27 protein-coding genes are annotated in these 26,695 nt (G+C 36.7%); 17 read left to right on the forward strand and 10 right to left on the reverse strand.

The features are described from left to right. Positions 1-4: 4 nt before the first annotated feature. The 6 genes from G4Z05_RS07935 (at position 5) to G4Z05_RS07960 (ending at position 6,525) form a co-directional block, all read left to right on the forward strand. Positions 5-994, forward strand: coding sequence for a lipoate--protein ligase (locus G4Z05_RS07935; protein WP_163251321.1), 990 nt, complete (start codon positions 5-7; stop codon positions 992-994). A 367-nt stretch (positions 995-1,361) separates the two neighbouring features. Then, positions 1,362-2,918: a fatty acid--CoA ligase family protein gene (locus tag G4Z05_RS07940; protein ID WP_163251322.1), complete on the forward strand. Its 1,557-nt coding sequence runs from the start codon at positions 1,362-1,364 to the stop codon at positions 2,916-2,918. A gap of 83 nt (positions 2,919-3,001) precedes the next feature. Further along, the gene (locus tag G4Z05_RS07945) at positions 3,002-3,778 is read left to right on the forward strand and encodes an enoyl-CoA hydratase-related protein (RefSeq protein WP_163251323.1); all 777 of its coding nucleotides are present in this window, start codon (positions 3,002-3,004) and stop codon (positions 3,776-3,778) included. A gap of 99 nt (positions 3,779-3,877) precedes the next feature. Further along, positions 3,878-4,609: an AzlC family ABC transporter permease gene (locus G4Z05_RS07950; protein WP_163251324.1), complete on the forward strand. Its 732-nt coding sequence runs from the start codon at positions 3,878-3,880 to the stop codon at positions 4,607-4,609. After that, a complete protein-coding gene (locus tag G4Z05_RS07955) occupies positions 4,599-4,907 on the forward strand; it encodes an AzlD domain-containing protein (protein ID WP_163251325.1) in 309 nt (102 codons plus the stop codon). Before G4Z05_RS07950 ends, G4Z05_RS07955 begins: the two co-directional genes overlap by 11 nt. Positions 4,908-5,253: 346 nt before the next feature. Next, positions 5,254-6,525, forward strand: coding sequence for a M48 family metallopeptidase (locus G4Z05_RS07960; RefSeq protein ID WP_163251326.1), 1,272 nt, complete (start codon positions 5,254-5,256; stop codon positions 6,523-6,525). 75 nt (positions 6,526-6,600) lie between these two features. Here the strand turns inward: G4Z05_RS07960 and G4Z05_RS07965 are convergent, their stop codons facing one another. Continuing rightward, positions 6,601-6,837 carry an IDEAL domain-containing protein gene (locus G4Z05_RS07965; RefSeq protein ID WP_163251327.1) on the reverse strand — a complete coding sequence of 79 codons (237 nt, stop codon included), beginning with the start codon at positions 6,835-6,837 and terminating at the stop codon, positions 6,601-6,603. 190 nt (positions 6,838-7,027) lie between these two features. On the opposite strand from G4Z05_RS07965, the gene G4Z05_RS07970 reads away from it, so the two are divergent. Continuing rightward, on the forward strand, positions 7,028-7,570 hold the full coding sequence (locus G4Z05_RS07970; RefSeq protein WP_240465347.1) for a competence protein ComK: 543 nt from the start codon (positions 7,028-7,030) through the stop codon (positions 7,568-7,570). 16 nt (positions 7,571-7,586) lie between these two features. On the opposite strand, the gene G4Z05_RS07975 is transcribed toward G4Z05_RS07970, so the two are convergent. Next, entirely contained in the window at positions 7,587-7,952 is a 366-nt protein-coding gene (locus G4Z05_RS07975; RefSeq protein WP_163251328.1) for a YhjD family protein, read from the reverse strand. Positions 7,953-8,210: 258 nt separating this feature from the next. Between G4Z05_RS07975 and G4Z05_RS07980 the strand changes: the two genes are divergently transcribed. From G4Z05_RS07980 to addA, 5 genes are all read left to right on the forward strand, one after another. Next, entirely contained in the window at positions 8,211-9,146 is a 936-nt protein-coding gene (locus G4Z05_RS07980) for an LCP family protein (RefSeq protein WP_163251329.1), read from the forward strand. Positions 9,147-9,197: 51 nt separating this feature from the next. Further along, positions 9,198-9,863, forward strand: a complete 666-nt coding sequence (locus G4Z05_RS07985; protein WP_163251330.1) for a TVP38/TMEM64 family protein — start codon at positions 9,198-9,200, stop codon at positions 9,861-9,863. Continuing rightward, positions 9,853-10,407, forward strand: coding sequence for a signal peptidase I (gene lepB, locus G4Z05_RS07990; protein ID WP_163251331.1), 555 nt, complete (start codon positions 9,853-9,855; stop codon positions 10,405-10,407). The genes G4Z05_RS07985 and lepB overlap by 11 nt, the downstream gene beginning before the upstream one ends. Before the next feature lie 160 nt (positions 10,408-10,567). Further along, positions 10,568-14,071, forward strand: coding sequence for a helicase-exonuclease AddAB subunit AddB (gene addB, locus G4Z05_RS07995; RefSeq protein WP_163251332.1), 3,504 nt, complete (start codon positions 10,568-10,570; stop codon positions 14,069-14,071). After that, the gene (gene addA / locus G4Z05_RS08000) at positions 14,058-17,834 is read left to right on the forward strand and encodes a helicase-exonuclease AddAB subunit AddA (protein ID WP_163251333.1); all 3,777 of its coding nucleotides are present in this window, start codon (positions 14,058-14,060) and stop codon (positions 17,832-17,834) included. Before addB ends, addA begins: the two co-directional genes overlap by 14 nt. A 37-nt stretch (positions 17,835-17,871) precedes the next feature. Here the strand turns inward: addA and G4Z05_RS08005 are convergent, their stop codons facing one another. The 6 genes from G4Z05_RS08005 to G4Z05_RS08030 are packed head-to-tail and all read right to left on the reverse strand — an operon-like array spanning position 17,872 to position 19,878. Beyond that, positions 17,872-18,090, reverse strand: coding sequence for a spore germination protein (locus G4Z05_RS08005; RefSeq protein WP_038540305.1), 219 nt, complete (start codon positions 18,088-18,090; stop codon positions 17,872-17,874). Between the two features lie 53 nt (positions 18,091-18,143). Continuing rightward, positions 18,144-18,536 (reverse strand): spore germination protein GerPE, encoded by a 393-nt coding sequence (locus G4Z05_RS08010; RefSeq protein ID WP_163251334.1) that lies wholly within the window; start codon positions 18,534-18,536, stop codon positions 18,144-18,146. Continuing rightward, positions 18,536-18,721 (reverse strand): spore gernimation protein GerPD, encoded by a 186-nt coding sequence (locus G4Z05_RS08015; protein WP_163251335.1) that lies wholly within the window; start codon positions 18,719-18,721, stop codon positions 18,536-18,538. The genes G4Z05_RS08010 and G4Z05_RS08015 overlap by 1 nt, the downstream gene beginning before the upstream one ends. Continuing rightward, entirely contained in the window at positions 18,721-19,335 is a 615-nt protein-coding gene (gerPC, locus tag G4Z05_RS08020; RefSeq protein ID WP_163251336.1) for a spore germination protein GerPC, read from the reverse strand. The genes G4Z05_RS08015 and gerPC overlap by 1 nt, the downstream gene beginning before the upstream one ends. Before the next feature lie 58 nt (positions 19,336-19,393). Continuing rightward, complete coding sequence (locus G4Z05_RS08025) at positions 19,394-19,639, reverse strand: spore germination protein GerPB (protein WP_163251337.1); 246 nt, start codon at positions 19,637-19,639, stop codon at positions 19,394-19,396. A 17-nt stretch (positions 19,640-19,656) separates the two neighbouring features. Further along, positions 19,657-19,878, reverse strand: coding sequence for a spore germination protein (locus G4Z05_RS08030; protein WP_163251338.1), 222 nt, complete (start codon positions 19,876-19,878; stop codon positions 19,657-19,659). Between the two features lie 219 nt (positions 19,879-20,097). Here G4Z05_RS08030 and G4Z05_RS08035 point away from each other — a divergent pair, with 219 nt between their 5' ends. Next, on the forward strand, positions 20,098-20,460 hold the full coding sequence (locus G4Z05_RS08035) for a YisL family protein (RefSeq protein ID WP_163251339.1): 363 nt from the start codon (positions 20,098-20,100) through the stop codon (positions 20,458-20,460). Positions 20,461-20,718: 258 nt separating this feature from the next. Here the strand turns inward: G4Z05_RS08035 and G4Z05_RS08040 are convergent, their stop codons facing one another. After that, positions 20,719-21,282, reverse strand: coding sequence for a DUF2777 domain-containing protein (locus tag G4Z05_RS08040; protein WP_163251340.1), 564 nt, complete (start codon positions 21,280-21,282; stop codon positions 20,719-20,721). Positions 21,283-21,492: 210 nt separating this feature from the next. On the opposite strand from G4Z05_RS08040, the gene asnB reads away from it, so the two are divergent. Both asnB and G4Z05_RS08050 read left to right on the forward strand, forming a co-directional pair. Continuing rightward, positions 21,493-23,340, forward strand: a complete 1,848-nt coding sequence (gene asnB / locus G4Z05_RS08045) for an asparagine synthase (glutamine-hydrolyzing) (RefSeq protein ID WP_163251341.1) — start codon at positions 21,493-21,495, stop codon at positions 23,338-23,340. Between the two features lie 103 nt (positions 23,341-23,443). Then, positions 23,444-24,847: an alpha-amylase family glycosyl hydrolase gene (locus G4Z05_RS08050; RefSeq protein ID WP_163251342.1), complete on the forward strand. Its 1,404-nt coding sequence runs from the start codon at positions 23,444-23,446 to the stop codon at positions 24,845-24,847. A 148-nt stretch (positions 24,848-24,995) separates the two neighbouring features. Here G4Z05_RS08050 and G4Z05_RS08055 read toward each other — a convergent pair whose 3' ends face one another. After that, entirely contained in the window at positions 24,996-25,487 is a 492-nt protein-coding gene (locus G4Z05_RS08055) for a YajQ family cyclic di-GMP-binding protein (RefSeq protein ID WP_038540337.1), read from the reverse strand. Between the two features lie 120 nt (positions 25,488-25,607). Here G4Z05_RS08055 and G4Z05_RS08060 point away from each other — a divergent pair, with 120 nt between their 5' ends. After that, positions 25,608-26,471: a CvfB family protein gene (locus G4Z05_RS08060; RefSeq protein WP_163251343.1), complete on the forward strand. Its 864-nt coding sequence runs from the start codon at positions 25,608-25,610 to the stop codon at positions 26,469-26,471. 70 nt (positions 26,472-26,541) lie between these two features. Further along, positions 26,542-26,673 carry a DUF3941 domain-containing protein gene (locus G4Z05_RS08065; RefSeq protein WP_081905143.1) on the forward strand — a complete coding sequence of 44 codons (132 nt, stop codon included), beginning with the start codon at positions 26,542-26,544 and terminating at the stop codon, positions 26,671-26,673. Positions 26,674-26,695: the final 22 nt, after the last annotated feature.

Below are 26,695 nucleotides of genomic sequence, written 5' to 3' on the forward strand. Positions count from 1 at the left end.
AAGCATGTTATTTATTGATAATAAAGGAATAACTGACCCCCGGATAAATTTAGCGATTGAGGAATATGCTTTAAAAAATCTTGATATAAATGAAACGTACTTATTATTTTACATAAATGAACCGTCTATCATTATTGGGAAAAATCAAAACACCATTGAAGAAATCAATACGGAGTATGTTGAGAAAAATGGAATACATGTTGTAAGAAGACTTTCAGGTGGGGGAGCTGTTTATCATGATTTAGGAAATTTAAATTTTAGTTTTATTACAAAAGATGATGGGGATAGTTTTCACAATTTCCGAAAATTCACGGAACCTGTTATTGCTGCATTAAAAAAGTTGGGTGTCAATGCTGAGTTGAGTGGCCGTAATGATATAGAAGTAGATGGAAGGAAAATTTCAGGTAATGCCCAATTTTCAACAAAAGGCCGAATGTTCAGCCATGGAACATTATTATTTGATTCGGAGATTGAAAATGTGGTATCAGCCTTAAAGGTGAAAAAAGATAAAATTGAATCTAAGGGGATTAAATCTGTTAGAAGTAGGGTAGCCAATATTTCAGAGTTTTTAGAGGAAAAAATTTCTATCGAACAATTCCGCTCGTTACTATTAAAATTTATTTTTGACGGGCAGGAGCAAGTGCAGGAATATGTTTTAACTGAGGAAGATTGGGAGAAAATCCACCAACTTTCAAAGGAAAGGTACCAAAATTGGGAGTGGAATTATGGCAAATCTCCTAAATTTAACTTACAGCATTCACAGCGTTTCCCTGCAGGTTCGATTGATGTTCGGCTCGATGTAAATAAAGGGATGATTGAAAATTGTAAAATTTACGGGGACTTTTTTGGTGTCGGTGATGTTGGAGAAATAGAGGAGAAACTTATAGGCATTCGTTATGAGAAAAATGAAATTGAAAAGGCATTGGCTGATTTGAATACACACCATTATTTTGGAAATATTTCAAAAGATGAATTTATTTCCTTGCTATATTAATGAATAGTTTAAAAGCACCTTTTTAAAGGTGCTTTATTTATTAGTTGGAAAAATATATTTAGATTTTGAGATTAGTCTGGAGGTTTACGTCCATTACACTCCTCCGCACGATTCGGCAACATTATCTCTTCTAGCTCTTCAATTCCTTTTCTTCGTGGAAGTATACCATAAGAGGAGGGTTCGGTAGCGTATATGGATCAAACGTGATCGCTTTTGGTTGAGGAGAGCCTAAATGCTTTTTATGCAAGGATATTTTTCAGAATTTTTATAAATTACACTTGTGCACCAAAAAGTCTTTCAATATAATATATTTAGAAAATTGAAATAAATATATGAATGATTATTCATTCATAAAAGGAGGAGTAAAATGAACCTATCCTCACAGCTTCGCGATACTGCCAAGGTTTCTGCCGAAAAAGTCGCATATTACTTTATGGGACAATCTAGTACATATGCTGAGTTGGATGAGGCAATTACAAAGTTTGCTTCCGGTCTTGCAAAATTAGGAGTAAAACAAGGAGATCATATTGCACTGCTTTTAGGGAATTCTCCGCAATTTATCATTAGTTTTTATGGGGCTTTAAGATTAGGGGCAACTGTTATCCCGGTGAATCCAATTTACACCGCAGATGAAATTGGGTATATCCTCAATAATGGAGATGTCAAGGTCGTTGTTGGATTGGACATGATGATCCCATTAGCCGAAAAGGTGCATACACTCCTACCAACCGTGGAGCGTTATATTATCTGTGAAACAGAACATAATGGATTAAATCAGAAAGGTATGGCCAATCTTTCCGTATACCCCAAATTGAAATCGTTTACAGACGTGATATCTTCGGGGGATCTAAGTTTCCAAGATGCTATTCTTCATGACGATGATACGGCTGTTATTCTTTACACTTCTGGTACTACTGGCAAACCAAAAGGTGCAATGCTCACTCATAAAAATTTATACAGCAATGCCAAGGATGTTGGCGATTATTTAAATATGAACAATGATGACCGCGTTATTACTACCTTACCTATGTTCCATGTCTTTTGCCTGACGGTTGCCCTTAATGCACCATTATTAAGAGGAGCAACACTATTAATCGTTCCAAAGTTCAGTCCGAAGGAAATCTTTCAAGTAGCAAAAAACTATAAAGCTACCGTTTTTGCTGGTGTGCCAACGATGTATAACTTTCTCTATCAATATCCGGAAGGAAATCCTGAGGATTTAAAAACATTAAGGCTTTGTATTTCTGGTGGAGCCTCTCTTCCTGTATCTTTATTAAATAATTTTGAAAAAAAATTTAATGTGCTGATTTCTGAGGGTTATGGTTTATCTGAAGCTTCACCGGTAACTTGCTTTAATCCACTAGATCGACCGCGCAAGCCGGGTTCTATAGGAACATCAATTATCAATGTGGAAACCAAGGTGGTCAATGAGCTTGGGGAAGAGGTCCCTCACGGTGTAGTGGGAGAGTTGATTGTTCGGGGTCCTAACGTGATGAAAGGGTACTATAAAATGCCGGAGGAGACCGCAGCTGTGCTCAAGAATGGATGGCTTTACACAGGTGATATGGCAAGAATGGATGAAGAAGGTTACTTCTATATTGTTGATCGAAAAAAGGACTTGATTATTGTTGGGGGATATAATGTATATCCTCGTGAGGTTGAGGAAGTTCTTTATGATCATCCAGATATCGTGGAAGCAGTTGTTCTTGGTGTTCCGGATCCCAATCAAGGGGAGGCAGTACATGCATATGTAGTTAGCAAAAATCCAAGCCTTACGGACGTAGATATTATTAGCTATTGTAAAGAACATCTTGCTAAATATAAAGTGCCTTCATCCGTATTCTTTTTAGAAGAACTACCAAAAAATACTACTGGAAAAATTTTAAGAAGGGCTCTTAAAGCAAAGGTATCGCAAATTGTATAACCCATTTTTTTCTAAAAATTTTTTTTAAAAAGCAGGCTTTTTGTTTAGCTTTTTCGAATGTAAAATAGGAAAGGAGTGGAATAATGGATACCGTTGTGTTGGAATTGAATAATCATATTGCAATCGTGACTATTAACCGTCCTCAAAGTTTGAATGCATTTAATTATGACACACTACTGGATTTACAGGAAACAGTAGAAAATATTCGCATGTCTAAGGATATTCGTGCAGTCATTTTTACAGGTGCTGGGGATCGGGCTTTTAGTGTCGGGGCTGATTTAAAGGAAAGAAAAAGTTTAAGCGATGAACAAGTAAAACGAAATCTTTATAAGATTAATGAGGTGTTTAATGCGATTGATCAATTGCCACAGCCGACTATCGCAGCGATAAACGGATTTGCTTTCGGTGGTGGCATGGAGCTAGCTTTGGCTTGTGACTTTCGAATAGCAACGAGTAATGCGTTGATGGGATTAACAGAAACGAGTTTAGCCATTATACCTGGAGCAGGCGGTACACAGCGTCTCCCACGGTTAATAGGTCAGGCAAAGGCATTAGAACTTATATTAACTGCTCGCCGGTTGACTGCAAATGAAGCTCTTTCTTATGGTTTATTAACCAAGATTGTCGAGCAGGATCAGCTTCTCGATGAATGTCTTGCCTTTTGTTCGATTATGCTAAAGAATGGACCTGTTGCCTTACAGCAAGCAAAATTTGCTGTGAAAAATGGGATGAATGTAGATTTAAACACAGGTCTTTTAATCGAACGTAAAGCTTATGAAGTCACACTACCTACCGAGGATCGAATGGAAGCATTGCAAGCCTTTGCTGAAAAAAGAGAGCCTGTATTTAAAGGGAAATAAACATGATGGATAATCCATCATGTTTATTTTTATTTCTATTTATCTGAAAATTTGTTAAAATTCATTTTTATATGGAGTCAAAGATAAGGGGGAATCAACTTGACGGATTTGGCTATAGGAAAAGTCACTTCTTCGTTTCGAAAAGGGGTTCAGGGCGGTCTCAGTATTGGGATTGGATATTTTCCGATTGCTTTAACTTTTGGACTCCTTGCTAAAACTTCAGGGCTATCAATCTATGAAACGGTTTTAATGAGTTTGATCGTGTTTGCGGGGGCATCTCAATATATATCATTAAGCCTTATCAGTTATGGGACTGGAATCTTTGAGATTATTTTAACCACCTTTATCGTGAATATTAGACATTTTTTGATGAGTGCAACATTAAATGAAAAGGCAGAAGAGGATCGTATAATTAACAAAATCATTTACGCATTCGGTATTACGGATGAGACCTTTTCAGTTGCTGCAACAAAGGATGGGACGGTTTCTACCGGTTATATGTTCGGCCTTATCTCTATATCATATTTGAGCTGGGTTATTTTTTCTGGTGTCGGCCACTTGATTGGGGCAAGTTTGCCGCATACACTTCAGGAAAGTATGGGGGTAGCACTCTATGCGATGTTTATCGGATTATTGGTTCCATCCTTGAAAAAGAGTACAAAGGTATTTCTTTTATCGATTCTTGGGGCTGTTTTTAATTCCATTTTCACTTTGGGACAAATGATGGCACAGGGATGGTCGATTGTGTTATCCACCCTATTATCGGCTATTCTTATAGAATCCATTGAGTATATAAAGAAGAGGGTACGAGGTGAAGTAAATGAGAAGTGACGTTTTTTGGATGATTATCGGAATGGCGATCGTTACATATCTTCCTAGGATGTTGCCTTTTGTCCTATTAAAGGGAAAGGAATTACCTCCGTTTATTCAGGGAGTGTTGAGAAATGTCCCATATGCGACATTAGGGGCATTAATTTTCCCGGCTATTCTTTTTATTAAAGATGATGATATTTGGTATGGGGTATTAGGGGCTGGTGCTGCTTTTCTTGTCTCTTATTTAGGAGCAAATGTAATTTTCGTTGTGATTGGCTCTATTGCTGTCCTTACACTTTACTCCTATTTCCTGTAAGCCAAATTGTACTGGCTTTTTTCTTGAGTTGAAAAATGTTTCTTTTTGACATTGATAATAAGCTAATACATAAGTGTCCTAGCATCTTGTGTCTAGTCCTCTCTACTTTACGATACGTTGACATCGATTCATTCTCGGCTCAATGTGTTTCCTTTCTCTCAGTTGGAGAGTCTCCACAAGGAAAACTTCGGCAGCATTCACATCGCATGACCGAAAGCGATAGCTTTTGGGAGGAAGCCATACGCCACTGACCAGGGGCTTCCGCTTTTCTTAATATAGAGTTCTATTTCTTCGTTTTTCATCTAAACTATGTAATAGAGAGGCTGTACAAAAAGGGGGACATAACATGGTGAGAAAAATGGGGGTCTATGCGGTCCTAGCTTATTGTTTATATGGATTGTTTTTCTACTGGTATTTATTCCATTTGGCTGATCCGGTCTTGCCTTTTGAATATCAAGGAACAAGTGCAGATCCAGCAACGTTTTTAAATGGCAGGGAGCTGGAATTAAGCGAGGAATATTCTAAAATAAGAAATCTTTTATTTTTCCTTTCTACACCGCTTGAATGGCTTATTTATTTTCTAATATTATTATTTGGATTATCAAAAATATTTAAGCGGTGGGCAGATGATTCAGCTAAATATAAAATACTTCAAACACCGATTTATCTCTTTTGGTTGTCTCTTTTTTCTTTTGTCACTACTTTGCCCATCAGTTATATTAGCTATCACTTTTCAAAATCATATAATATCTCTACTCAATCCTTTCCATCATGGATGAAGGATGAGCTGATTGATTTTTGGGTGAATTATGGAACGTGGCTCATTATCGTACCAGTCCTATATTGGTTAATGAAAAAAAGTAAGAAACGTTGGTGGCTTTATGCATGGCTGCTATCCATCCCATTTACATTATTTATGATGTTTATCCAGCCTGTAATCATCGATCCGTTATATAATGATTTTTATCCACTGAAAAATAAGGAATTGGAAACGAAAATTTTAGCACTGGCTGATCGAGCAGATATTCCTGCTGATCATGTTTTCGAGGTAAATATGGCGGAAAAAACGAATGCATTAAATGCATATGTCACGGGAATTGGATCCAATGCTCGGATTGTTCTATGGGATACTACATTAAATAAGCTGAATGATGACCAGATCTTATTCATCATGGCTCATGAAATGGCCCATTATGTGGAAAAACATATTTATTGGGGGATTGCTGGCTATTTATTGCTGTCACTATTTGGATTATACTTGACATATCGGCTGATGAATTGGGCCTGTGAGCGATGGGGAAATGAATTGAAAACAAAGGAAGTTTCGGATATCTGTTCACTACCATTATTTTTTATGATTATATCCATGTTGTTGTTTGCATCAAGTCCGCTCTCTAATTTGGTTTCACGTTATCAGGAATCACGAGCAGATCAATATGCGATTGAAATGACGAAAAATCCGGATGCCGCTATTTCTTCGTTTCAAGAATTATCAAGGATCAGTTTAAGTCAAGTAAATCCTCCACTCTTAGTTAAAATATTCCGCTATAGTCATCCTTCGATGCTGGAACGCATTTCAAGGCTTGAAGAATACCAAATAAAACATCGTAACGATTAGAATTGAAAAAGCTTGAGACATTTTTGTCTTAAGCTTTTTTCAATAAAAAAATAAACCGTTCGATGACGGTCACATTTAAGTTCCAAATTTTTTGTTTATTTCCTTAAGTTTACTCGTTAAATGAAAAAATGTCTTTTTGTCACGACGATCAATGGCTGAATCAATTTTTAATAATAATTTTTCTTTCTCAATCCTTAATTGAATTTCTGATAAGAGCATTTCAATGTAGAGGTCCTGAACAAAATTTTCTTTTTTTTGATAGCGTTTCATGGCATCCATTTTCACTAATTCCGTGTGGGATTTTTCGTTCATGAAAATCACCTCTGACGCTTTTTTCTATTATATGGATTTTTCTGAATAATATCAATAAAATTGTAATTTTGTTTATTATTTTATTTTGTAAATTGTGAATAATTTGGTAACTTTTTATGAAAAAGGGAGGAATTAATTTAATAACATGTTAAAATGTGGTAGTAATTAATTAGTTTAGGAGTTGAGGGGATTGAATCAGCATTTGGAAGAATATGAAGTAAATTCTTTTACCATGTTATTAGAGCCGGTTCAATATGGGAGCAAATTATTTACAAAAGTTTTCGAAATTAGTGATGAATTTTTAGTTCCGTTAAAACCATTAGATGTTATCAAAAATAGCTGTAAATATTTTGGTGTTGATTACGAGAGCCGGAAAAAAGGAACAAAACAGTTAATAGGGTATACGAGAAAAGTTCCCATTGCCATTGAACCATCGAATCGGATTTTCTTTTTTCCAACAACATCACCTGCCGGAAATGAATGTATCTGGATTTCGTCTGAACATGTTGAGAATTACCGTCGAATCGGGCCACAGCAAACACTTATAACCTTCCGGAATAAATACACTCATGTGTTACCGGTGTCATACGGCATGATCGAAAAGCAAATGTTAAGGACGTCTTTATTAAAAACAAAACTGCTACAAAGAATTGAAGGCAGAAAAATGTCTTTTTATTTAATGGACAGGCCGAAAACGCTACAGGCTTTGGAAAAATCTCATGACTATGAATAGTAATTAGTAACAATGATTAACGGGATAGATGTTTTTTTAAAAAATAGGTTTCCATGATTTCTTCGACCTTATTTCGGATTCTTGGATTAAAGTAGTTATGGTTTTCTTCATAACCTTTATAAATAAACATGTACATTGTAAAAGCATCGTCCCGTTTTGTTTGAATTACTTGAAGCTTATTCTTTTTCATATACTGTTTTGCCTCAGCCAATTCTCTTTGAATTTCCTTCAATGTTTCTTCAATTAATTCCAGGTAGGGTTTTTTTAATTTAAATGGACTATTTTTCACAACTAATAAATCCCGATTTAAGATGGTTAAAACCATAGGTAAATAAATGGCTTTTTCCATAATGTCACGGTCATTCTCTGGAATTCTGGTCATTTACAATCACACCTCACATTTATCGAACTTATGTTCTGTTTTTATTTTATCCAATAGATTTAGTAAAAGCAATAGTACATTCTTGTAAAAAAACTTGCCAGAGGCGAGTTTTTTTTTGCCAAATTCAATGATTTCCTGAGAAAGTTTTTTATAATAGAAGGAAATAGGAAAGGGAAAAATGAATAAAAGAAGAAACATAGAATGCAAAAATGAAGTCCAATCAATTGTAAAGGAAAAATCAAACCTAAAGGTGATAAAATGAGATCAGATAGACATCGTAAAAAGAGAAGATGGAAAAAAATATTTGTCCTATTTTTATTCATACTTGGCGGTGTTATTGGTTATTCCTATTTTCAATATAAACAAGGGGTGAACCAATCCTTAAAAAAGCTAGATGGAGAACGTGAAGAAGAACAAATGGTTTATAAGTTTGAAGGAAAGAAAGACCAGTATGGAGGGACGAATATTTTATTACTAGGTAGTGATGCTAGAGGAAAAGAAAAATCTCGTGCTGATACGATAATGATTGCTCATTATAATGAGGATAAAGGAACATTTAAATTAACCTCGATTATGAGGGACAGCTATGTTGATATCCCAGGACGTGGAAAACATAAAATTAATTCAGCCTTCGCATACGGTGGCCCGGAGTTGATGAGACAAACCATTAAAAAAAATTTTGATATTGATCTCCAATATTATGCGATTGTCAATTTTCAAGGCTTTGTTCACTTAATTGATGAGGCATTTCCGAATGGTGTGGAAATAGATGTGGAGAAGAAAATGTCAAAAAACATTGATGTTACATTAGAACCTGGCCTTCAACGGTTAAACGGAGAACAACTGCTTGGTTATGTTCGTTTTCGTCAAGATGCAGTTGGGGACTTTGGCCGTGTCGAACGACAGCAAAAGGCGGTAAAAGCAATTGGTGAGCAGCTTAGCAGTATCCAAACCATTGCCAAACTTCCAAAATTAGTTGGTGTCCTCACCCCATATGTCAATACGAATATGGATACCTCCGATATGATTTTTATAGGAAAGGATTTCTTTTCAGGTAATAGAGGAACGGTCGAAACGCTCCGGATTCCTGTAGAGGATGGCTTTACTGAAACAAGGGTTAAAGGGGAAGGATTTATATTAAAGCTTGATCTTGAAAAAAATAAACAAGCACTTCACGAATTTATTACTAAATAACTATACTTCAGTATTTAAAATAGACTTATAAACAGATGAAGGAGAACACGGATGGATTTTGAATCAATTAGAGCTTGGTTTACACTTGAAAATATTATGAACCTTATTCAGGAGTATCGATCCCTTGGCCCATTACCTGGTATTTTGTTAACAGTGCTTGAGGCCTTTCTGCCGTTTCTCCCTTTATTTCTGTTTGTAATGGCTAATGCCAGTGCTTTTGGGCTGTGGCTAGGATTTCTTTATTCTTGGCTTGGTGCCTGTATCGGTGCACTATTGGTATTTTTACTTGTTCGAAAATACGGTCAAAAAAGGCTTCTGGCATTTTTACTGAGACACCCTAAGATTTATAGGTTAATGGACTGGGTGGAACAGAATGGTTTTGGCCCATTGTTTCTAATGCTTTGTTTTCCATTTACTCCCTCAGCGGTTGTCAATATTGTTGCAGGACTTTCGAGACTAAGTGTTGCTCAATATATACTTGCCGTCGGTATTGGAAAAATGGTGATGATTTTTACCATTAGCTTTATTGGGTATGATATTCACTCCTTGATTACGCAGCCATATCGGACAATCATTGTATTAGTGATTATTTTTATTCTTTGGTATGTTGGTAAAAGAATAGAAGTAAGATTGAATAAGAGTACTGGTAAGAAACACTATAGAGAGGTAAAACAATTTTTTGAACAGGAAAAACGGAGGAGATATGGTGAAGAATGATTGGAAAAAGGAAGGTATGGAATGGGTGAAAGCCTTTGCCATTGGAGTGATTATTTTTGTCTTTATTCGCACATTTTTCTTTTCTAATTATGTTGTGGAAGGCGAATCGATGATGCCCACACTCCAGGATGGAAATAAGCTTGTGGTTAATAAGGTTGGCTATCATGTAGGAGAGTTAGAAAGATTTGATGTCATTGTCTTTCATGCAAATGCGAAAGAGGATTTTGTAAAGAGAATTATCGGGCTACCAGGTGATGCAATTGAGTATCGCAATGATCAATTGTATATTAACGGGAAAAAATATGACGAGCCATATTTAGATATTTATAAAAAAAATTCAGCTACTGTAAAGCTCACCGGCGACTTCAGTTTACAAGAAATTACTGGAGAAAAAACGGTTCCTGAGGGAAAATTATTTGTGCTTGGTGATAATCGCTTAGGCAGTTGGGATAGCCGTCATTTTGGGTTTATTTCTATTGATCAAGTTGTCGGCAAAGTGGATCTTCGTTACTGGCCGTTACAAGAAATGGACATTCATTTTTAAAGAAATGATTTAGCAGCACGATTGGAACATCGTGTTATTTTTTTTGCCGTTATTAATGTAATAATACCTTTTTGAGCATTAGGTCATTTGAAACCAAACGTTTGTGCTTAAATTGTGGTAAAATGGGAAATACAAGATCAGGCGAAAGAGAGGTTCGAATATGTCTTTAAGAATGATACTGGGTCGGTCCGGAAGCGGTAAAACTGAATTATTCCTTGAAGAGATACGGAAACGGCTTATTGAAGACCCAGCTGGTCCTCCAATCATTTATATTGTTCCTGAACAGATGACATTTATGTCAGAATATCGGCTTGCAACGGATCCTGAAATTGGGGGGATGATTCGTACCCAAGTGTACAGCTTTTCTCGCCTAGCATGGAGAATTCTGCAAGAAACTGGTGGTATCAGTCGGACGCATTTAAGCAGTGTCGGTATGAATATGTTAATTCGCAAAATTATCGATGAACAACGAGAACGATTATCGATCTTTAAACAGGCAGCTGATAAGAACGGTTTTGTACAACAATTAGAACAAATGATTACGGAATTTAAACGGTATTGCATCAGGCCAGAAGATCTTATCAAAGGAAATGATCTTGTTGGTGCTGACAGCCGTTCGACTTCAAAAGTGTTGCATGATAAATTAAATGATTTGGAAGTAATTTATCAACAATTTGAAGATGAAATTTTAGGGAAATATATTGATTCAGAAGATTATTTTCGCCTGCTTACTGAAAAAATTAATGCCTCAGCCTATTTAAAAGAGGCTGAAATATATATAGATGGTTTTAATAGTTTTACTCCGCAGGAATACGAAATCATGCAAGAACTCATGAAGCATTGTCGAAGAGTATCTATCGCTTTGACAGCAGATTCATTCAATTTGAATGCCTCTTTAGACGAGCTTGATTTATTTCGAACTGCAAAAGAGACTTGTTGTATCCTTTATAACTTAGCTCAAGCGAATAACATTGTTATCGAAGAGATAATCCAATTGAAGGAATCCAAAAAGTGGATAAATCCATCACTACATCATTTGGAGGCCAATTTTGACTCACGGCCATCCGTCCCTTTTTATGGAAAGACTGATATTTCCCTTTGCGAAGCAGCCAATCGTAGGTCAGAGATGGAAGGGATTGCGCGTGAGATTCGCGAGTTAGTTCGTACAAAAGGATACCGCTATCGGGATATTGCCGTATTAATTAGAAATGGCGGAGATTATCTTGAAATCGCTGAGCCCGTTTTTCATGACTACCAGATTCCATATTTTATTGATCAAAAAAGGACTATGCTGCATCACCCTCTAATCGAATTAATTCGTTCAAGCCTTGAGGTAATCTTGTCTTATTGGCGATATGAACCGGTATTTAGGGTGATAAAAACAGACTTGATTTATCCGCTTCATGAAAATCCGGATAAAATGCGTGAAAGAATGGACAGGCTGGAAAACTATTGCTTGGCTTATGGAATCAATGGGAGTAAGTGGACAAAGAAGGAACGATGGACTTATCGACGCATAAGAGGATTAGAATTTGAAGGAACTACTCAAACTGATGCGGAAAAAGCAATAGAACAAGAAATTAATGAATTAAAAGTCATGATTACTGCACCTCTAATGCGTCTTTCAAGACGGGTAAAAAGAGCAGATACTGGAAGGCTGCTTTGTGAAGCTGTTTATTTATTTTTAGAAGAATTAGATATTCCTGCAAAGCTGGAAAAGTGGAAAATGGAGGCGGAAGAGAAAGGAGACCTTGTGAAAGCAAGGGAACATGAACAGGTTTGGAACGCCGTTGTGGATCTTTTAGACCAGTTTGTTGAAATACTTGGGGAACAATCCGTTTCTCTTAAATCATTTGCATCTATTTTAGAGGCTGGTTTTGAATCCTTGCAATTTTCCCTAATCCCTCCAGCCCTTGATCAAGTATTAATTGGAGATTTGGAAAAATCAAAGTTAAATCAGATTAAGGTCGTATTTGTAGTAGGGGTAAATGAAGGAGTATTGCCAGCAAAACTTTCCGATGAGGGGATACTTTCGACAGAAGACAGGGAATTGTTGACAGCGTGTGGAATTAAAGTTGCCCCAAGTAGCAGAGTTCGTTTACTTGATGAAAATTTTCTTGCTTATAAAGCTTTTACAGCACCTTCAGAATTACTTTATATTAGCTACCCATTGGCAAATGAAGAAGGTAAGGCATTACTTCCTTCATCGTATATGAAAAGAATGAAAGAAATGTTTCCGAACGCAATTTTACGGTCCTTTTTGGCAGACCCTGCCCAATGTTCAGAAGAAGAGCAGCTAATGTTTGTATCCAATTTTACCACTGCATTGTCCTACCTTAATGCCCAACTTCAGTTGAAGAAACGGAACTATCCAATTTCCAATTTGTGGTGGGATGTATATAACTTTTATATAGAAAGTAGCAGGAAAGAACAGGCAGAAAAGGTTTTTTCAAGTCTTTTTTATACAAACAAAGCTATTAAACTTTCGAAAGAAACGGCAGATGAATTGTATGGAGAAACCATCACGGCAAGTGTTTCCCGTATGGAGCTCTACCATGCATGTTCATTCTCCCATTTTGCCCAGCATGGTCTCAAATTAAGGGAACGGCAAATTTTCCGCTTGGAGGCACCTGATATAGGTGAGTTGTTTCATGCTGCTCTTAAGCAAATTGCTGAAATCGTTAATAAGAATAAGATATCCTGGGCACAGTTGACCAGAAAGCAATGTGAGGACTTGTCAAAAGAAGCAATTAAAACATTGGCACCAAAACTACAAAACGAAATTCTACTAAGCTCGGAACGCCATCATTATATGAAACGAAAGCTCGAGCAAATTATTACACGTGCGTCTATTGTTTTAAGTGAACATGCAAAGGTTAGCGGTTTTTCGCCAATAGGACTCGAACTGGGATTTGGACCAAACGGAAAATTACCTCCCCTGTCCTTTACCTTAAAAAACGGGAAGAGAATGGAATTGGCTGGACGAATTGACAGGGTAGACCAGGCTAAAGGAGAAGGTAATAGCGTCTATTTGAGGGTAATTGATTATAAATCAAGTGAGAAAGATGTTAATTTGACAGAGGTTTATTATGGTTTGGCCTTGCAAATGTTAACGTATTTAGATATTGTTATGACCCACTCTAATGAGTTAGTCGAAATGAAGGCCAGTCCTGCAGGTGTTCTTTATTTTCACGTTCATAATCCATTTGTGCATACAACGAAAATGTTAACAATAGATGAAATTGAAAAAGAAATCATGAAAAAGTTTAAAATGAACGGATTAATGTTAAATGATTTCAATGCCATTCGCCTAATGGATCAAACGTTAGAATCAGGAGATTCACAGATTATTGCAGCCGGAATAAAAAAAGATGGACAGTTTACAAAAAAATCTAAGGTTGCGAGTTTGCAAGAATTTGAAGATCTCAAACAATATGTTCGCCGCCTTTATCAAAAAACAGGGAATGCAATTGTTGATGGTCATATCGAGATTTCTCCTTATAAACTAAAGGATAAAATACCTTGTACGTTTTGTTCTTTTAGATCGTTGTGCCAATTTGATGAATCAATTGAAGATAATCGATTCCGGATTCTCGTCCCTCATACAAAGGAAGATGTGTTTGCACTTATAAGAAAGGAGGCGGGTGAAATTGACAAATATTGAGATTCCTCCAAAGCCAGAAGGAGTTACTTGGACTGATGACCAATGGAAAGCGATAATGGCCAGGGATAAAGATATTCTAGTTGCCGCAGCGGCAGGTTCGGGGAAAACAGCTGTTCTTGTGGAAAGAATTATTCGAAAAATCCTTTCAGAAGATGATCCTATCAATGTGGATGAATTGCTAGTCGTGACATTTACGAATGCATCCGCGGCAGAAATGCGCCACCGAATTGGTGAAGCATTGGAAAAGGCCATTGATAAAGATCCTGCGTCCCGTCATTTAAGGAAACAGCTTAGCTTGTTAAACAAAGCATCGATTTCAACTCTTCATTCATTTTGTCTAGAGGTTATCCGTAAATATTATTATTTAATCGATGTCGATCCTGGCTTTCGGATTGCCGACCAAACGGAGGTACAATTACTCCGAGATGAAGTGATGGATGAGTTATTTGAGGAGGAATATGCAAAACCAGGAAATGACGCATTCTTTACCTTGGTTGACTCCTTCACAAGTGACCGAAGTGATAGAGAATTAATGGATATTGTTCAATCCATTTATGATTTTGCTAAGTCTAATCCGTTGCCGAAAGCATACTTAAATACTATTGTTTCGATGTATGAAGTAAGTAATATTACTGATATTGAAGAACTTCCGTTTATTAAAGCCCTTCTGTTTGATGTTGAACTGCAATTAAATGCAGCTAGGGAAATGATTAAGCGGGGATTGGATATTACAAAGCTTCCCGGCGGTCCAGCTCCAAGGGCAGAAAATTTTACGGATGATTTGGCAGTCATAGACACGTTGATTCAAGCAAAGCAGGAATCATGGGATGCTTTATATGATGCTATGCAATGCTGGTCGTTCTCTAGAGCGAAACAGGTGAGAGGGGATCAATACGATAAAGAGCTGACGGCGAAGGCACAAAAGCTGAGAGAAAGTGCAAAGAAAAAACTCCAAGATATAAAGGACGAACTGTTTTCCCGTAGGCCGGAAAGTTTTTTGCGAGATATGGAGGAAATGCTTCCATTAATTAAAACCCTTGTCTATCTTGTCGAGGAATTCTCCAATCGTTTTGAAAAAGTTAAAAGAGAAAGAGGAATTGTCGACTATGCTGATTTAGAGCATTTTTGCCTTGAGATATTAACGGATCATGTCACTGAAGAAGGTAAATTTATTCCATCTGAAGCTGCTATTTCCTATCGACATCAGTTTAAAGAGGTTTATGTAGATGAATATCAAGATGTAAACTTAGTTCAAGAAACTATATTAAAGCTTGTGGCTAAAGAAGATGAATCGAATGGAAATATGTTCATGGTCGGAGATGTCAAGCAATCTATTTATCGCTTTCGCTTGGCCGAGCCAAATTTGTTTTTGAGCAAATATAACCGCTTTAAAACAGATGGAGTAGGTTCCGGTCTCAGAATCGATTTGGCGCAGAATTTCCGGAGTCGGAAGGAAGTGCTCGATGCTACCAATTATATATTTAAGCAAATTATGGGTGTTAAGGTTGGAGAAATTGAATATGATGAAGCGGCTGAATTAAGGAAAGGTGCCCCATATCCAGAGGACATTTCTTACCCGACAGAGCTGATTATTATTGATCAAAAATCAGAAGTGTCAGAAGTTCCTTCCAACCAAGAGACAGATCCAGAGATAATAAAAGCTGATTTGGATGCAGAAGATCTTGATCAATCTCAGTTAGAAGCGAGAGTGATAGCCACTAAAATTAAGGAATTACTAGATAAACAAACATTAGTTTATAATGCAAAAACGAAATCACAACGGCCGCTAATGTATCGTGATATCGTAATCTTGCTTCGTTCTATGACCTGGGCTCCGCAAGTTATGGAAGAATTTAAGCAACAAGGGATTCCAGTTTATGCTGATTTGTCAACAGGGTATTTTCAAGCAACAGAAGTGACAATCATGATTTCTTTGCTTCGAGTGATCGATAATCCATACCAGGATATTCCTTTGGCTTCCGTGTTACGGTCTCCGATTGTCGGTCTGAATGAAGAAGAGTTGGCAAAAATCCGACTATATAACAAGCGAGGTTCGTATTGGGAGGCAGTAAGTGCTTTCTGTCAAAATCGGAGAGCTGAAACGGATGTGACATTTTACAATAAAGTTCGACACTTCTATGAATTGTTGAAAGGATGGCGTAGGATCGCTAGGCAAGGAGCACTTTCTGAACTCATATGGCAGCTATATCGGGATACTCACTTTTATGACTTTGTTGGTGGCCTTCCTGGTGGAAAACAAAGGCAGGCTAATTTAAGAGCATTATATGACCGAGCCAGAGGCTATGAACAAACTTCTTTCCGCGGGTTGTTCCGTTTCTTACGTTTTATTGAGCGAATGATGGAAAGAGGCGATGATCTCGGGGCAGCCAGAGCGCTTGGTGAGCAGGAAGATGTTGTTCGAATTATGACCATCCATAGTAGTAAAGGATTGGAGTTTCCAATTGTGTTTATGGCAGGGATGGCCAAGCAATTTAATATGATGGATCTATACAAATCCTATTTACTTGATAAGGATTCAGGCTTTGCTACGAAGTATGTAAATGCAGAAAAACGAATTACTTATCCTGCCTTGCCACAACTAGCATTTAAGCGGAAAAAGAAAATGGAAATGCTAGCCGAAGAAATGCGTGTCTTGTATGTAGGAATGACGAGGGCTAAGGAGAAGCTCTATTTAACCGCAACTTTAAAAGATGCGGACAAACAATTTGAGCAATGGAATGATGTCTCTGAACAAACGGATTGGCTATTAAAAGATTACCAACGGGCATCTGCTTCAAGTTATATTGACTGGATTGGCCCATCTTTAGTTCGCCATAAGGATTGTTCAAAATTTAAGGCCACAGTTAAGCCTAATGAACTTGTTCCTCAAGAAATTATCCAGCATCCTTCGTCCTGGAAAATTTCGATTTTGAATGCGGAGGATCTAAATCGACTGGAGAATATTACAGGCCAAGAAACAACTGATTTTATTGAACTGGTGAGGAACGGGGAAAAAGTTCCTCTTGTCTCTGATTTTGCAGAAGAAGTCACTGACCGACTTTCTTGGAATTATACTTTTACAAATGCTGTAACACACCGTTCTAAACAATCCGTTTCCGAAATTAAACGACAGAGGGAAATAGCGGACGAGCAAAGTGGAACAGATATTGTCCGAAGGTTTAAAAAGCCCATCTTAAGGCGACCGAAATTTATGCAGGAAAAGTCAATAAGTCCTGCTGAACGTGGAACAGCCATGCATATGGTCATGCAACATATAGATTTAAATAGACCTGTCAGCAGTGAATCGATAAGAGACCAAGTGAATCAAATGGTAACAAATGAATTGTTAACTCCCGAACAGGCTGCTGTCATAAATGCAGACTTAATTGTACAGTTTTTTCAGACCGTACTGGGAAACAGATATTTTCATGCCAAGAGGATCCACCGGGAGGTTCCATTTACTTTATCTTTACCTGCACGGGATGTATACTCAGACTGGCAAGACGAAGAGGAGTCGGTTTTTGTACAAGGGATTATTGACTGTATTCTTGAGGATGAAGCTGGTCTTATTCTCATTGATTATAAATCAGATGGAATAACCGATCGTTTCAAAGGGGGCTTTGAACAAGCGAAGCCAATTCTTGAAAACAGGTACAAGCTTCAGATCCAATTATATACAAGAGCTATTGAACAAATTTGGAAAAGGAAAGTGGCGGAGCGATATTTATTCTTCTTTGATGGGGCGCATATATTGAAGATGTAAATAGAAAATGACATAGGCCAGTAGGTCTATGTCATTTTTAACCATTTCCTGTAATAGGTTGGTCAATTAGGTCTGTGTCTAAGACATTGGTTCCGCTCAGCCCATTATTTGTAACGATAAGACCGCCAGTATTAAATCCACCCGAACCGGCAGAAGTTTTAGAGCCGGATTTCGGAGAAATATAGACGGTATCACCAAAATGGACAATTCCTCCGGTCACATTAACAATTTGTACGGGTCCTATTATTGCTGGCATTCAAAACATCCTTTTTTATTAGACTGTCGGGTCCTTGCCTATGATAATATATGCTATGAATTACTGTTATGTTCATTCTCTTTTGGGAAGATTTGACGTATGTGCTTAACCCTAGCTTCTAATGAAAGATGTTTGCTGCTACCGATATTTAACATGGAGGAAGATGATAATCCAGTAATATTCATATTATTTACTTTTATGATCGGATGTAATTGGTGTTGTTGAATGGAAATGGGTTCATCAATTGGCTCAAAGTGAATAGGCTGTGTAAATACTCGATAATTAGAAAATTCTCCTTCATTATCATAATAAATTTCTGCTTCTCTTTGGACCGCAATCGCTCTAGATAATTGATAAATATAATGAGAGTCGCCTATTTGGAATATAGAGGAATAGGATATCGATTTTACATGAATATTGTCTACATAGGAAGTTCTTTGAAACATTATCCTGTCACTTCCGGTTGTAATGGAACAAATGGGCCAATAATTAAGGATTCTGGAGGAGTATCGAATATTGATGCTAGCTGAATAGTATTTGTATCTCCAACGAATACCATTGACGAGCTGGTCACCCCAGTAATTTCGATATTGTGAACACATAAATCTCGATTATATACCTCAAAATTCATTAAGGATTCCTTCCTTTCAAATGTTCTGGAATATTTTTCAAGAAGCTAATAACCCCATTTTGAATTTCTTGTTTTAAAGTTTCAATAATATGTTCATCTGTGATTTGAATTCCTTCATTAGAACGTTCTTTTTCCTGTTTCATTTTAAGATGAAAATCAATTCTATTCGGGAGCTGTTTTATGATATCTTGTTTCACAAATTCAATATAGGAATCATTTGGCTCCATTCCAAGCTTTTTCTGGCTTTCTTCCATAATTCTGGGTAGGTCTGTATCTAAATATCGATAAATGGCGTCTTCAATGAATATGGAGCGCTGCATTTGCATTTTTGGTGAGTTTGGTGGGGAATTAGTTTGATTTTGTACCTGGAACTCTTCAATAGCAGACAAATCATTCGGATTCAAACCGATATTTAAAGTTCCATCAAGAGTCTCTACTTTTAATTGATCAAATTTATATTCTATACGATCTACATGAATCGTCTTCTTTTCATTTAATTCTTTAATTTCTTTTTGCATTTTTTGGATGGTCTGCTCCAAAATGGCTATTCTTTTTTCATGAGACTGGATAGTTCCTTTTAGTGATTGAAGGTATTGGTAAAAATCTTGATACATGAACTCACCCCATTTAATAATTCTCCCCTTTTATCACTTGCTGTTTTTTCCAATACCTTTAGTTAGGATGATTTGATCGAACTGGTGCTTGTAATGGTACGGCAGGTAATTCTGATAAATCGGTTATTGTTGCACCAGAAGGATGTACGGCCTCTGGCGCGGGTTCAGTGAAACCTCCTGTATTATATAAATTTGCTTGTGATTTAATAATCCCGGCACTACCGATTTGAAGGATGGATGAATTGGAGATTGCTCCGATTTTTATTAAATTGATGGATATTGACTGTTGGATGTAATAATTCATGGAAAGTCCTCCATTCATCACATATTTAATAAATTCGGCTGATCAACTGTATCAGGATCAAATGTGTTCGTCGAACTCATTTTATTATTAACGACCAACTGTTCTCCTGTATTAAATGAGCCGGCACCGGAAAAAGTTTTTGCATTTGAAAATGGCATGATTTTATAAACATCACCAATATGAAAAATAGAGCTGTTTCCAAGTGTAATCACCTGAGCAACTCCCACTATTGCTGGCATGAAAAAACACCCTTTGTTTATTAATTCCTTCTGTATCATCTTATGTATAGGCAAATATAATGTGATTTGTTCGCCCAAATTTTGATCGGACATTCAGAAAATAGAAGGTAAAAGAGAAAGCAATAGACAGATGTATGACCCTAATTGGTTTGTTTTTTTCGTATTTTTCCGGAGGCTATGGTATGATATTTTCGAAAAATATACATAGGAGGCAAATGAATGATTCACGGTCATGTTACAGCTTGGGCTTTAGCTCTTATTTTGTTTGTTATTGCCCTATTTTTGCAAAAAGGCGGAAAGGATAAAGGGGCAAAGATCGTCAAAATGATTTTGAGGGTAGTATATCTTCTTATTATTGGAACGGGTTTAGGACTTATTTTTATGGTTAGCCAAATTGATGTATGGTATATCTTAAAGATGGTTGTTGGACTTTGGATTATCGGATTGTTTGAAATAATTCTTGGAAAGTCTGCTGCTAATCGTAAAACAAACATACTATGGATTCAATTTGTGGTTGCATGGATCCTTGTATTGTATTTAGGTTTTCATAAATTACCAATGTCCATTATGTATCCGCAATAATTCATTCTAATTTAGGCTGCTAGATTTCTCTAGCAGTTTTTATTATTGGTTAAGAAATTATACTTTCAATTGAGGGAATGGTCTAGTGCATGACTTTAGTGTCGTGGTGTTCGCATTACACCGATTTTCTAAAAAAAGGATATTTCGTTCGTTGTTATTAAAGAGGTCAACAGTGTTAGAACATGGGGTATAAAAATGTGAAAGCAGAGATGATTATATAACCAAACTAAAAAAGGCTCATTATTCGGGAGCCTTTTCCTAAGAGATCATTTTTTCAATGATTAATCGTTTCCCTGTATTTAAAGTAAATTCAAACCGGTCGTTTACCCTTTCAAAATAGCAAAAATGATGTTGAACAGTGCAAATATGTTCTTGATTGTCAAAAACCATGAAATTTACCCCATCTTTACAGTCTTCATCGGAAAGGAAGGATAAATGATTATAACAATATATACAATCATAAATAGAGAAATTTAAAGAATTTAATGTTGTGACAAACTGAAAAAAAGCATCATCATTAATTCCTTCCAGCAATTTTTCAAGAGAATAGATTAGGTGCTTTCTCATCCTAATTTTATCATGGTCGCGCACCATGATAATTTCATTTCCTACTCGAATTTTTCCCGAGTCTTCCAGTATACCTGTTTTCCAACGGTTCATTCGAAAGATTTCAATTTCCTGTTGGAGAAAATTCTCTAACAAAGAAGCTTCCTCTGTCTCCTCATCGAAAAAAATCCATTGGTCGTTAATATATTCAACAGATCCTTCTGTATAAGCCCTCATTTGAATATCGTATAAATGCATTCGTTGCTGTCGATTCATCGTTTCCCTCCGTGCAAAAGCTTTCATTTTCCTTTTTAGACATAATCCATCCATTTTATAACTTTAATCATTTTCAACCGAAATAAAAATTTCTTTTAACCTTGTAAGAATCCCTCACACACTTTCGTTATTAGGACAATTAACTATATTGCTCTGGCTGAATACAATAAAAAACATGCAAGGCAGATTCAGGAAGGGAGAGCAGGGTTTATGTGCGGAATTTTAGGTTGGACTGATTACCATAAAAATATAAGTAAAGAAACGGATACCCTAACAAAAATGACGAACACGTTAGAAAAAAGAGGTCCGGATGAAACGAATTTATGGACAGATTTACATGTAGGCTTTGGACATAAAAGGTTGATCGTAGTTGACCCGGCGGGGGGACGGCAACCCATGTCCAAACAAAAAGAAGGTTATACCTACACAATTTGTTATAATGGAGAACTTTATAATACTGAGGATATCCGCAAAATTCTTCTTACTAAAGGATATTCTTTTAAGGGCCATTCTGATACAGAAGTACTGTTAACTGCCTATATAGAATGGGCGGAGGATTGTGTGGAACATTTAAATGGCATTTATGCTTTTGCAGTTTGGGACGGTAAAAAGGAGCAACTTTTCATTGGACGGGATCGTTTAGGGGTTAAACCGTTATTTTTTAAGGAACATCAAAATGGATTACTATTTGCTTCAGAAATAAAGGCATTACTTGCACACCCTGAAGTAAAGACAGAAATTAATCAGGATGGTCTTCGTGAAGTGTTCGGTGTCGGTCCATCAAGGTCGCCCGGTTCGGGTGTTTTTAAAGGAATAAAAGAACTTAGACCTGCTCATGCATTAATCTTTTCAAGGAATGGTTTAAAGATTTGGCGTTATTGGAATGTGCAAAGTGCAGAACATAAGGATAGTTTGGAGGAAACAGTTGAAAAAGTTCGTTATTTAGTAAGCGATGCTGTAACTAGACAGCTCGTTTCAGATGTACCTTTATGTACTTTTTTATCTGGGGGACTTGATTCAAGTATTATAACTGCCATTGCGGCCCAAGAATTTGAGAAACAAGGAAAAGGACAGTTACACACCTATTCCATCGATTATGAAGGCAATGATACTTATTTTTCAGCTAATGAATTTCAGCCTAATTCAGATGAAAAATGGATACGACTAATGTCAAAGCAATACGAGACCGTTCATCATAGTAAGACCATTTCACAGAAGCAATTAGCGCAAGAATTGTTTGAAGCTGTTCGAGTAAGAGATTTGCCGGGAATGGCGGATGTGGATTCCTCTTTGCTATGGTTTTGCCGCGAGATTAAAAAGGATTTTGTTGTCAGTTTGTCAGGAGAATGTGCAGATGAGATTTTTGGTGGATATCCATGGTTTCATCGCCAACAAGATTTACAGAGGCCTGGTTTTCCGTGGATGCGATCCGTTTCTGAGCGGGAGAATTTACTAAAGCCCCATTGGCAGCAACAATTAAGATTAAGTGAGTATTGCATGGAGCAATATCAGCTTGCTTGTGCTGAGACACCGAAATTAGAAGGAGAAAGCTTGTCTGAAGGAAAACGTAGGGAATTATTTTATATTAATATGATTTGGTTTATGACTACATTACTTGATCGGAAGGATCGTATGAGCATGGGAGCCAGCCTAGAGGTTCGTGTTCCATTTGCTGACCATCGACTAATAGAATATGTATGGAATATCCCATGGGAAATGAAAATGTATGGTAGCCGGGAAAAAGGACTTCTTCGAAAAGCTTTTGAAGGTATTTTGTCTGAGGAAGTACTATACAGGAAAAAGAGTCCATACCCCAAAACACATAATCCAATTTATACAGAGATTATCCAAATAATGATGGAAAACATTTTAAAAGATAAAAATTCGGCCCTACATGAGTTTTTTGATAAAAAGCAACTGAAGAAACTTGTTAAGTCTGGAGGAAACTCCTTTCAGGAACCTTGGTTTGGGCAACTCATGACAGGTTCACAGTTATTAGCCTATTTTGTTCAATTGCACACATGGTTTAAAGATTACAATATTAACATTGTGAATTAACAGAACGAATGATTTTAATTTGGAATAACCAGATTTATAAATTAAAATGGGTATAGGGAAGGGGAAATCCTCTTCTTTTTTTGTGAGGAGGTTTTATATTAATATGAAAAAAATTTTACTCTTAATCGCGGTAGTTTTATTCGCTTCAGCCTTTCCAGTAAAGGCAGAGCAAAAAAAAGATGGTCGATTCTGGCAAGATGAACTGGTTTATTCCATTATGATTGACCGCTTTAATAATGCCGATATAAGCAATGATTATGATGTAGATGTAAAAAATCCGGAAGCATATAATGGTGGTGATTTGCAAGGTATTATTGATAAGCTCGATTACATACATAATATGGGGTTTACAACGATCCGGCTGACACCGATTTTTGATAATACAAAAGGCGGCTATCATGGTTATTGGGTGCAGGACTATTATAAAGTAGACGAACATTTCGGTACGTTGAATACGTTCAAGCAGTTAGTAAAGGAAGCCCATAAACGAGGGCTGAAAGTAATTATCGATTTTGTTGTAGTCAATAAGAATGGTATGAATTTGGAAGAAAGTCAAGCAAATGAATTCATTGATGCAGCAATATGGTGGATAAACGAAACGGATATTGATGGATATAGTTTGCCTGAATTTAACCGTGTTCCTTTAAGTTTTTGGAGTAATTTTTCAAAGGCTGTAAAAGGAGAAAAAAATGACTTTTTTCTAATGGGAATATCTTCTGAAAATACCGCTATTGATAAAGAAAAATATCGAGAAGCCGGAATAGACAGTATATTCGATTACAGTTATAGTGAGAATTTAAGAAAGGTTTTTGCCAATACAAACCGTTCTTTCAGTACACTTGGTTCTTATTCGGAAAATGGGGCACATGCTTATGTAACGGCAAATTTCTTCGATAATGAATTTACATCAAGATTTACAAAAGACATTGTTGAAGAAAGACAGTTTCCGGGTTCTCGCTGGAAAACAGCACTTACTTATTTGTATACTACACCAGGGATTCCCGTCATTTATTACGGCACTGAAATTGCCCTAAATGGTGGTGAAATACCTGATAATCGCCGATTGATGAATTTCCGTGCAGAAAAAGAACTGATTGACTATATGACGAAACTAGGCGAATTAAGAAACAAGTTGCTTTCTTTAACTAGAGGTACAATGGAAGTGCTGTATGATCAAAATGGTATGGCAGTATATAAACGGAAATATAAAGGTGAAACAACAGTAATTGCCATCAATAATACTAGAGAAACTCAAAAAGTAACATTGACAGCTGAACAGCTAGAGAAAGGTAAAGAACTACGCGGCTTATTGGCGGGAGATTTGGTTCGTAGTAAGAATGACGAATACATCTTAGTTATAGAACGTGATGAATCGGAGATATATGTGCTTGCAGATAAATCAGGATTAAACATTCCATTCATTTTAGCCGTTGTCATTTCTAGTCTTCTTATACTTTTGTTCTTAATTTTAATCATTAAGAGAGGTAAAAGAAATAGAGTAGAATAATAATGGACGCATCGGTTTCCCGATGCGTTTTACTATGATTTGCATTATCCTATGGTTTTCATTATTAATATTGGTTATGTAAGCAGTATCTTCGATTCTAGAAAGACTTAACTTGGAGCTCGTCTCTATAAGCTCCTAATCATTTCTACTATCGATAATTCACAAACTGTACATCAATACTTAAATCAGCCTCACGCACCAAGGAAATGATTTTTTGCAGATCATCCCGGCTTTTGCCGCTGACACGGATTTGGTCCTCTTGTACCTGGCTTTTCACCTTTAAGCCGCTGTTTTTAATAATGGTATTAATTTTTTTGGCATTTTCTTTGTCAATCCCTTGAACAAGCTTAACGCGTTGACGAACCGTGCCCCCTGATGCTTTTTCTAGTTTACCGTAATTTAAGTTTTTAATCGGAACACCGCGCTTAATTAATTTACTAAGTAAGACATCCTTTAACTGTTCCATTTTATATTCATCATCGGAGATTAGAACAAGCTCTTCCTTATCAAGAGTGACTTCACTCTTGCTTCCTTTGAAATCATAGCGAGTGCTAATTTCTTTCATCGTTTGAGTAATCGCATTTGTTACTTCTGAAAAATCCACTTTGGATACAATATCAAATGAGCTGTCTTTCGACATGATTTCTACCTCCACTTCCTTAATATCCTACTAAAGTTTTCCTTTATGCCTACATTATAGTAAAATAAAGCAGTTCAAACAACTTAACATATTCTCCAAAAAAGAAAAGGGGAGTTATTCATGTCCATTAAAGAATTAATAGGCAAAACCACAAAATTAACTGTTGCCCGCAAAGCACAGTTTGGTTATTTTTTAACCGACGGTGATGAAGATATTTTGCTTCATTCTAATGACGCAAATAGAGAGTTAGTAGAGGGGGATGAAGTAGAAGTTTTCATCTATGTTGATTCAGAAGGTCGTCCTGCCGCTTCTATGACCATACCTGAGGTTGCAGTCGGCCGTTATGCTTGGGTAAAAGTAACGAGTGTGAAACCAGAAATCGGTGTGTTTCTAAATATCGGACTTAGAAAAGATATCTTGCTAGGGAAGGATGATCTGCCGTCCTACAAATCTGTCTGGCCGAAGGAAGGGGACCTACTTTATGTCACATTAAGGGTCAACCGAAATGGTCTATTATATGCGAAACTGGCATCGGACCAAGTGATTCAATCGATTGCCAGTAAAGCGGCCAGAAAGGATTTTAATAAAAATGTTCATGGATATATTTATAGGACTGCAAAAGTCGGAAGCTGGATATATACAATTGAGGGCTTCAAAGGGTTCATCCATGAATCGCAGCGGAAACAGGAACCGCGTTTAGGTGAAAAGGTAGAAGGAAGGATTATTGATGTTAAGGAAGATGGAACGATAAATGTTTCTTTGCTTGGTCGAAAACAGGAGACACAGGAAACGGATGCTATAAGGATTTATGATTATTTGATGAGTCGTAATGGGGCCATGCCATATAGTGATAAAAGTATGCCAGAAGATATTCAAGAACGATTTGGTCTCAGTAAAGCTGCATTTAAACGGGCATTGGGAAAATTGATGAAAGAGGGAAAGGTTTATCAAGAAGGCTTTTGGACTTATGTGAAGAAAGATTAACTTCCTTACATACTCTTTTCCATATTGACAGAAAATATAAAGTGAATCTTTATGGAAAGGAGTAAAAATAATGCCTCATACATCAGATAATGATAAAAAAGCCCAAGATCATAATGCATTGCTCCATGAAAAGAACATGATGCGCGAAAAAAATCGCAAAGCTGGAAAAAATCAGTACTCGAAGAAAACGGATCATAAATAATAAAAGTGAGGTGAATGGACAC

Source organism: Neobacillus thermocopriae (genome assembly GCF_010975035.1).
Classification (GTDB): domain Bacteria; phylum Bacillota; class Bacilli; order Bacillales; family Cytobacillaceae; genus Neobacillus; species Neobacillus thermocopriae.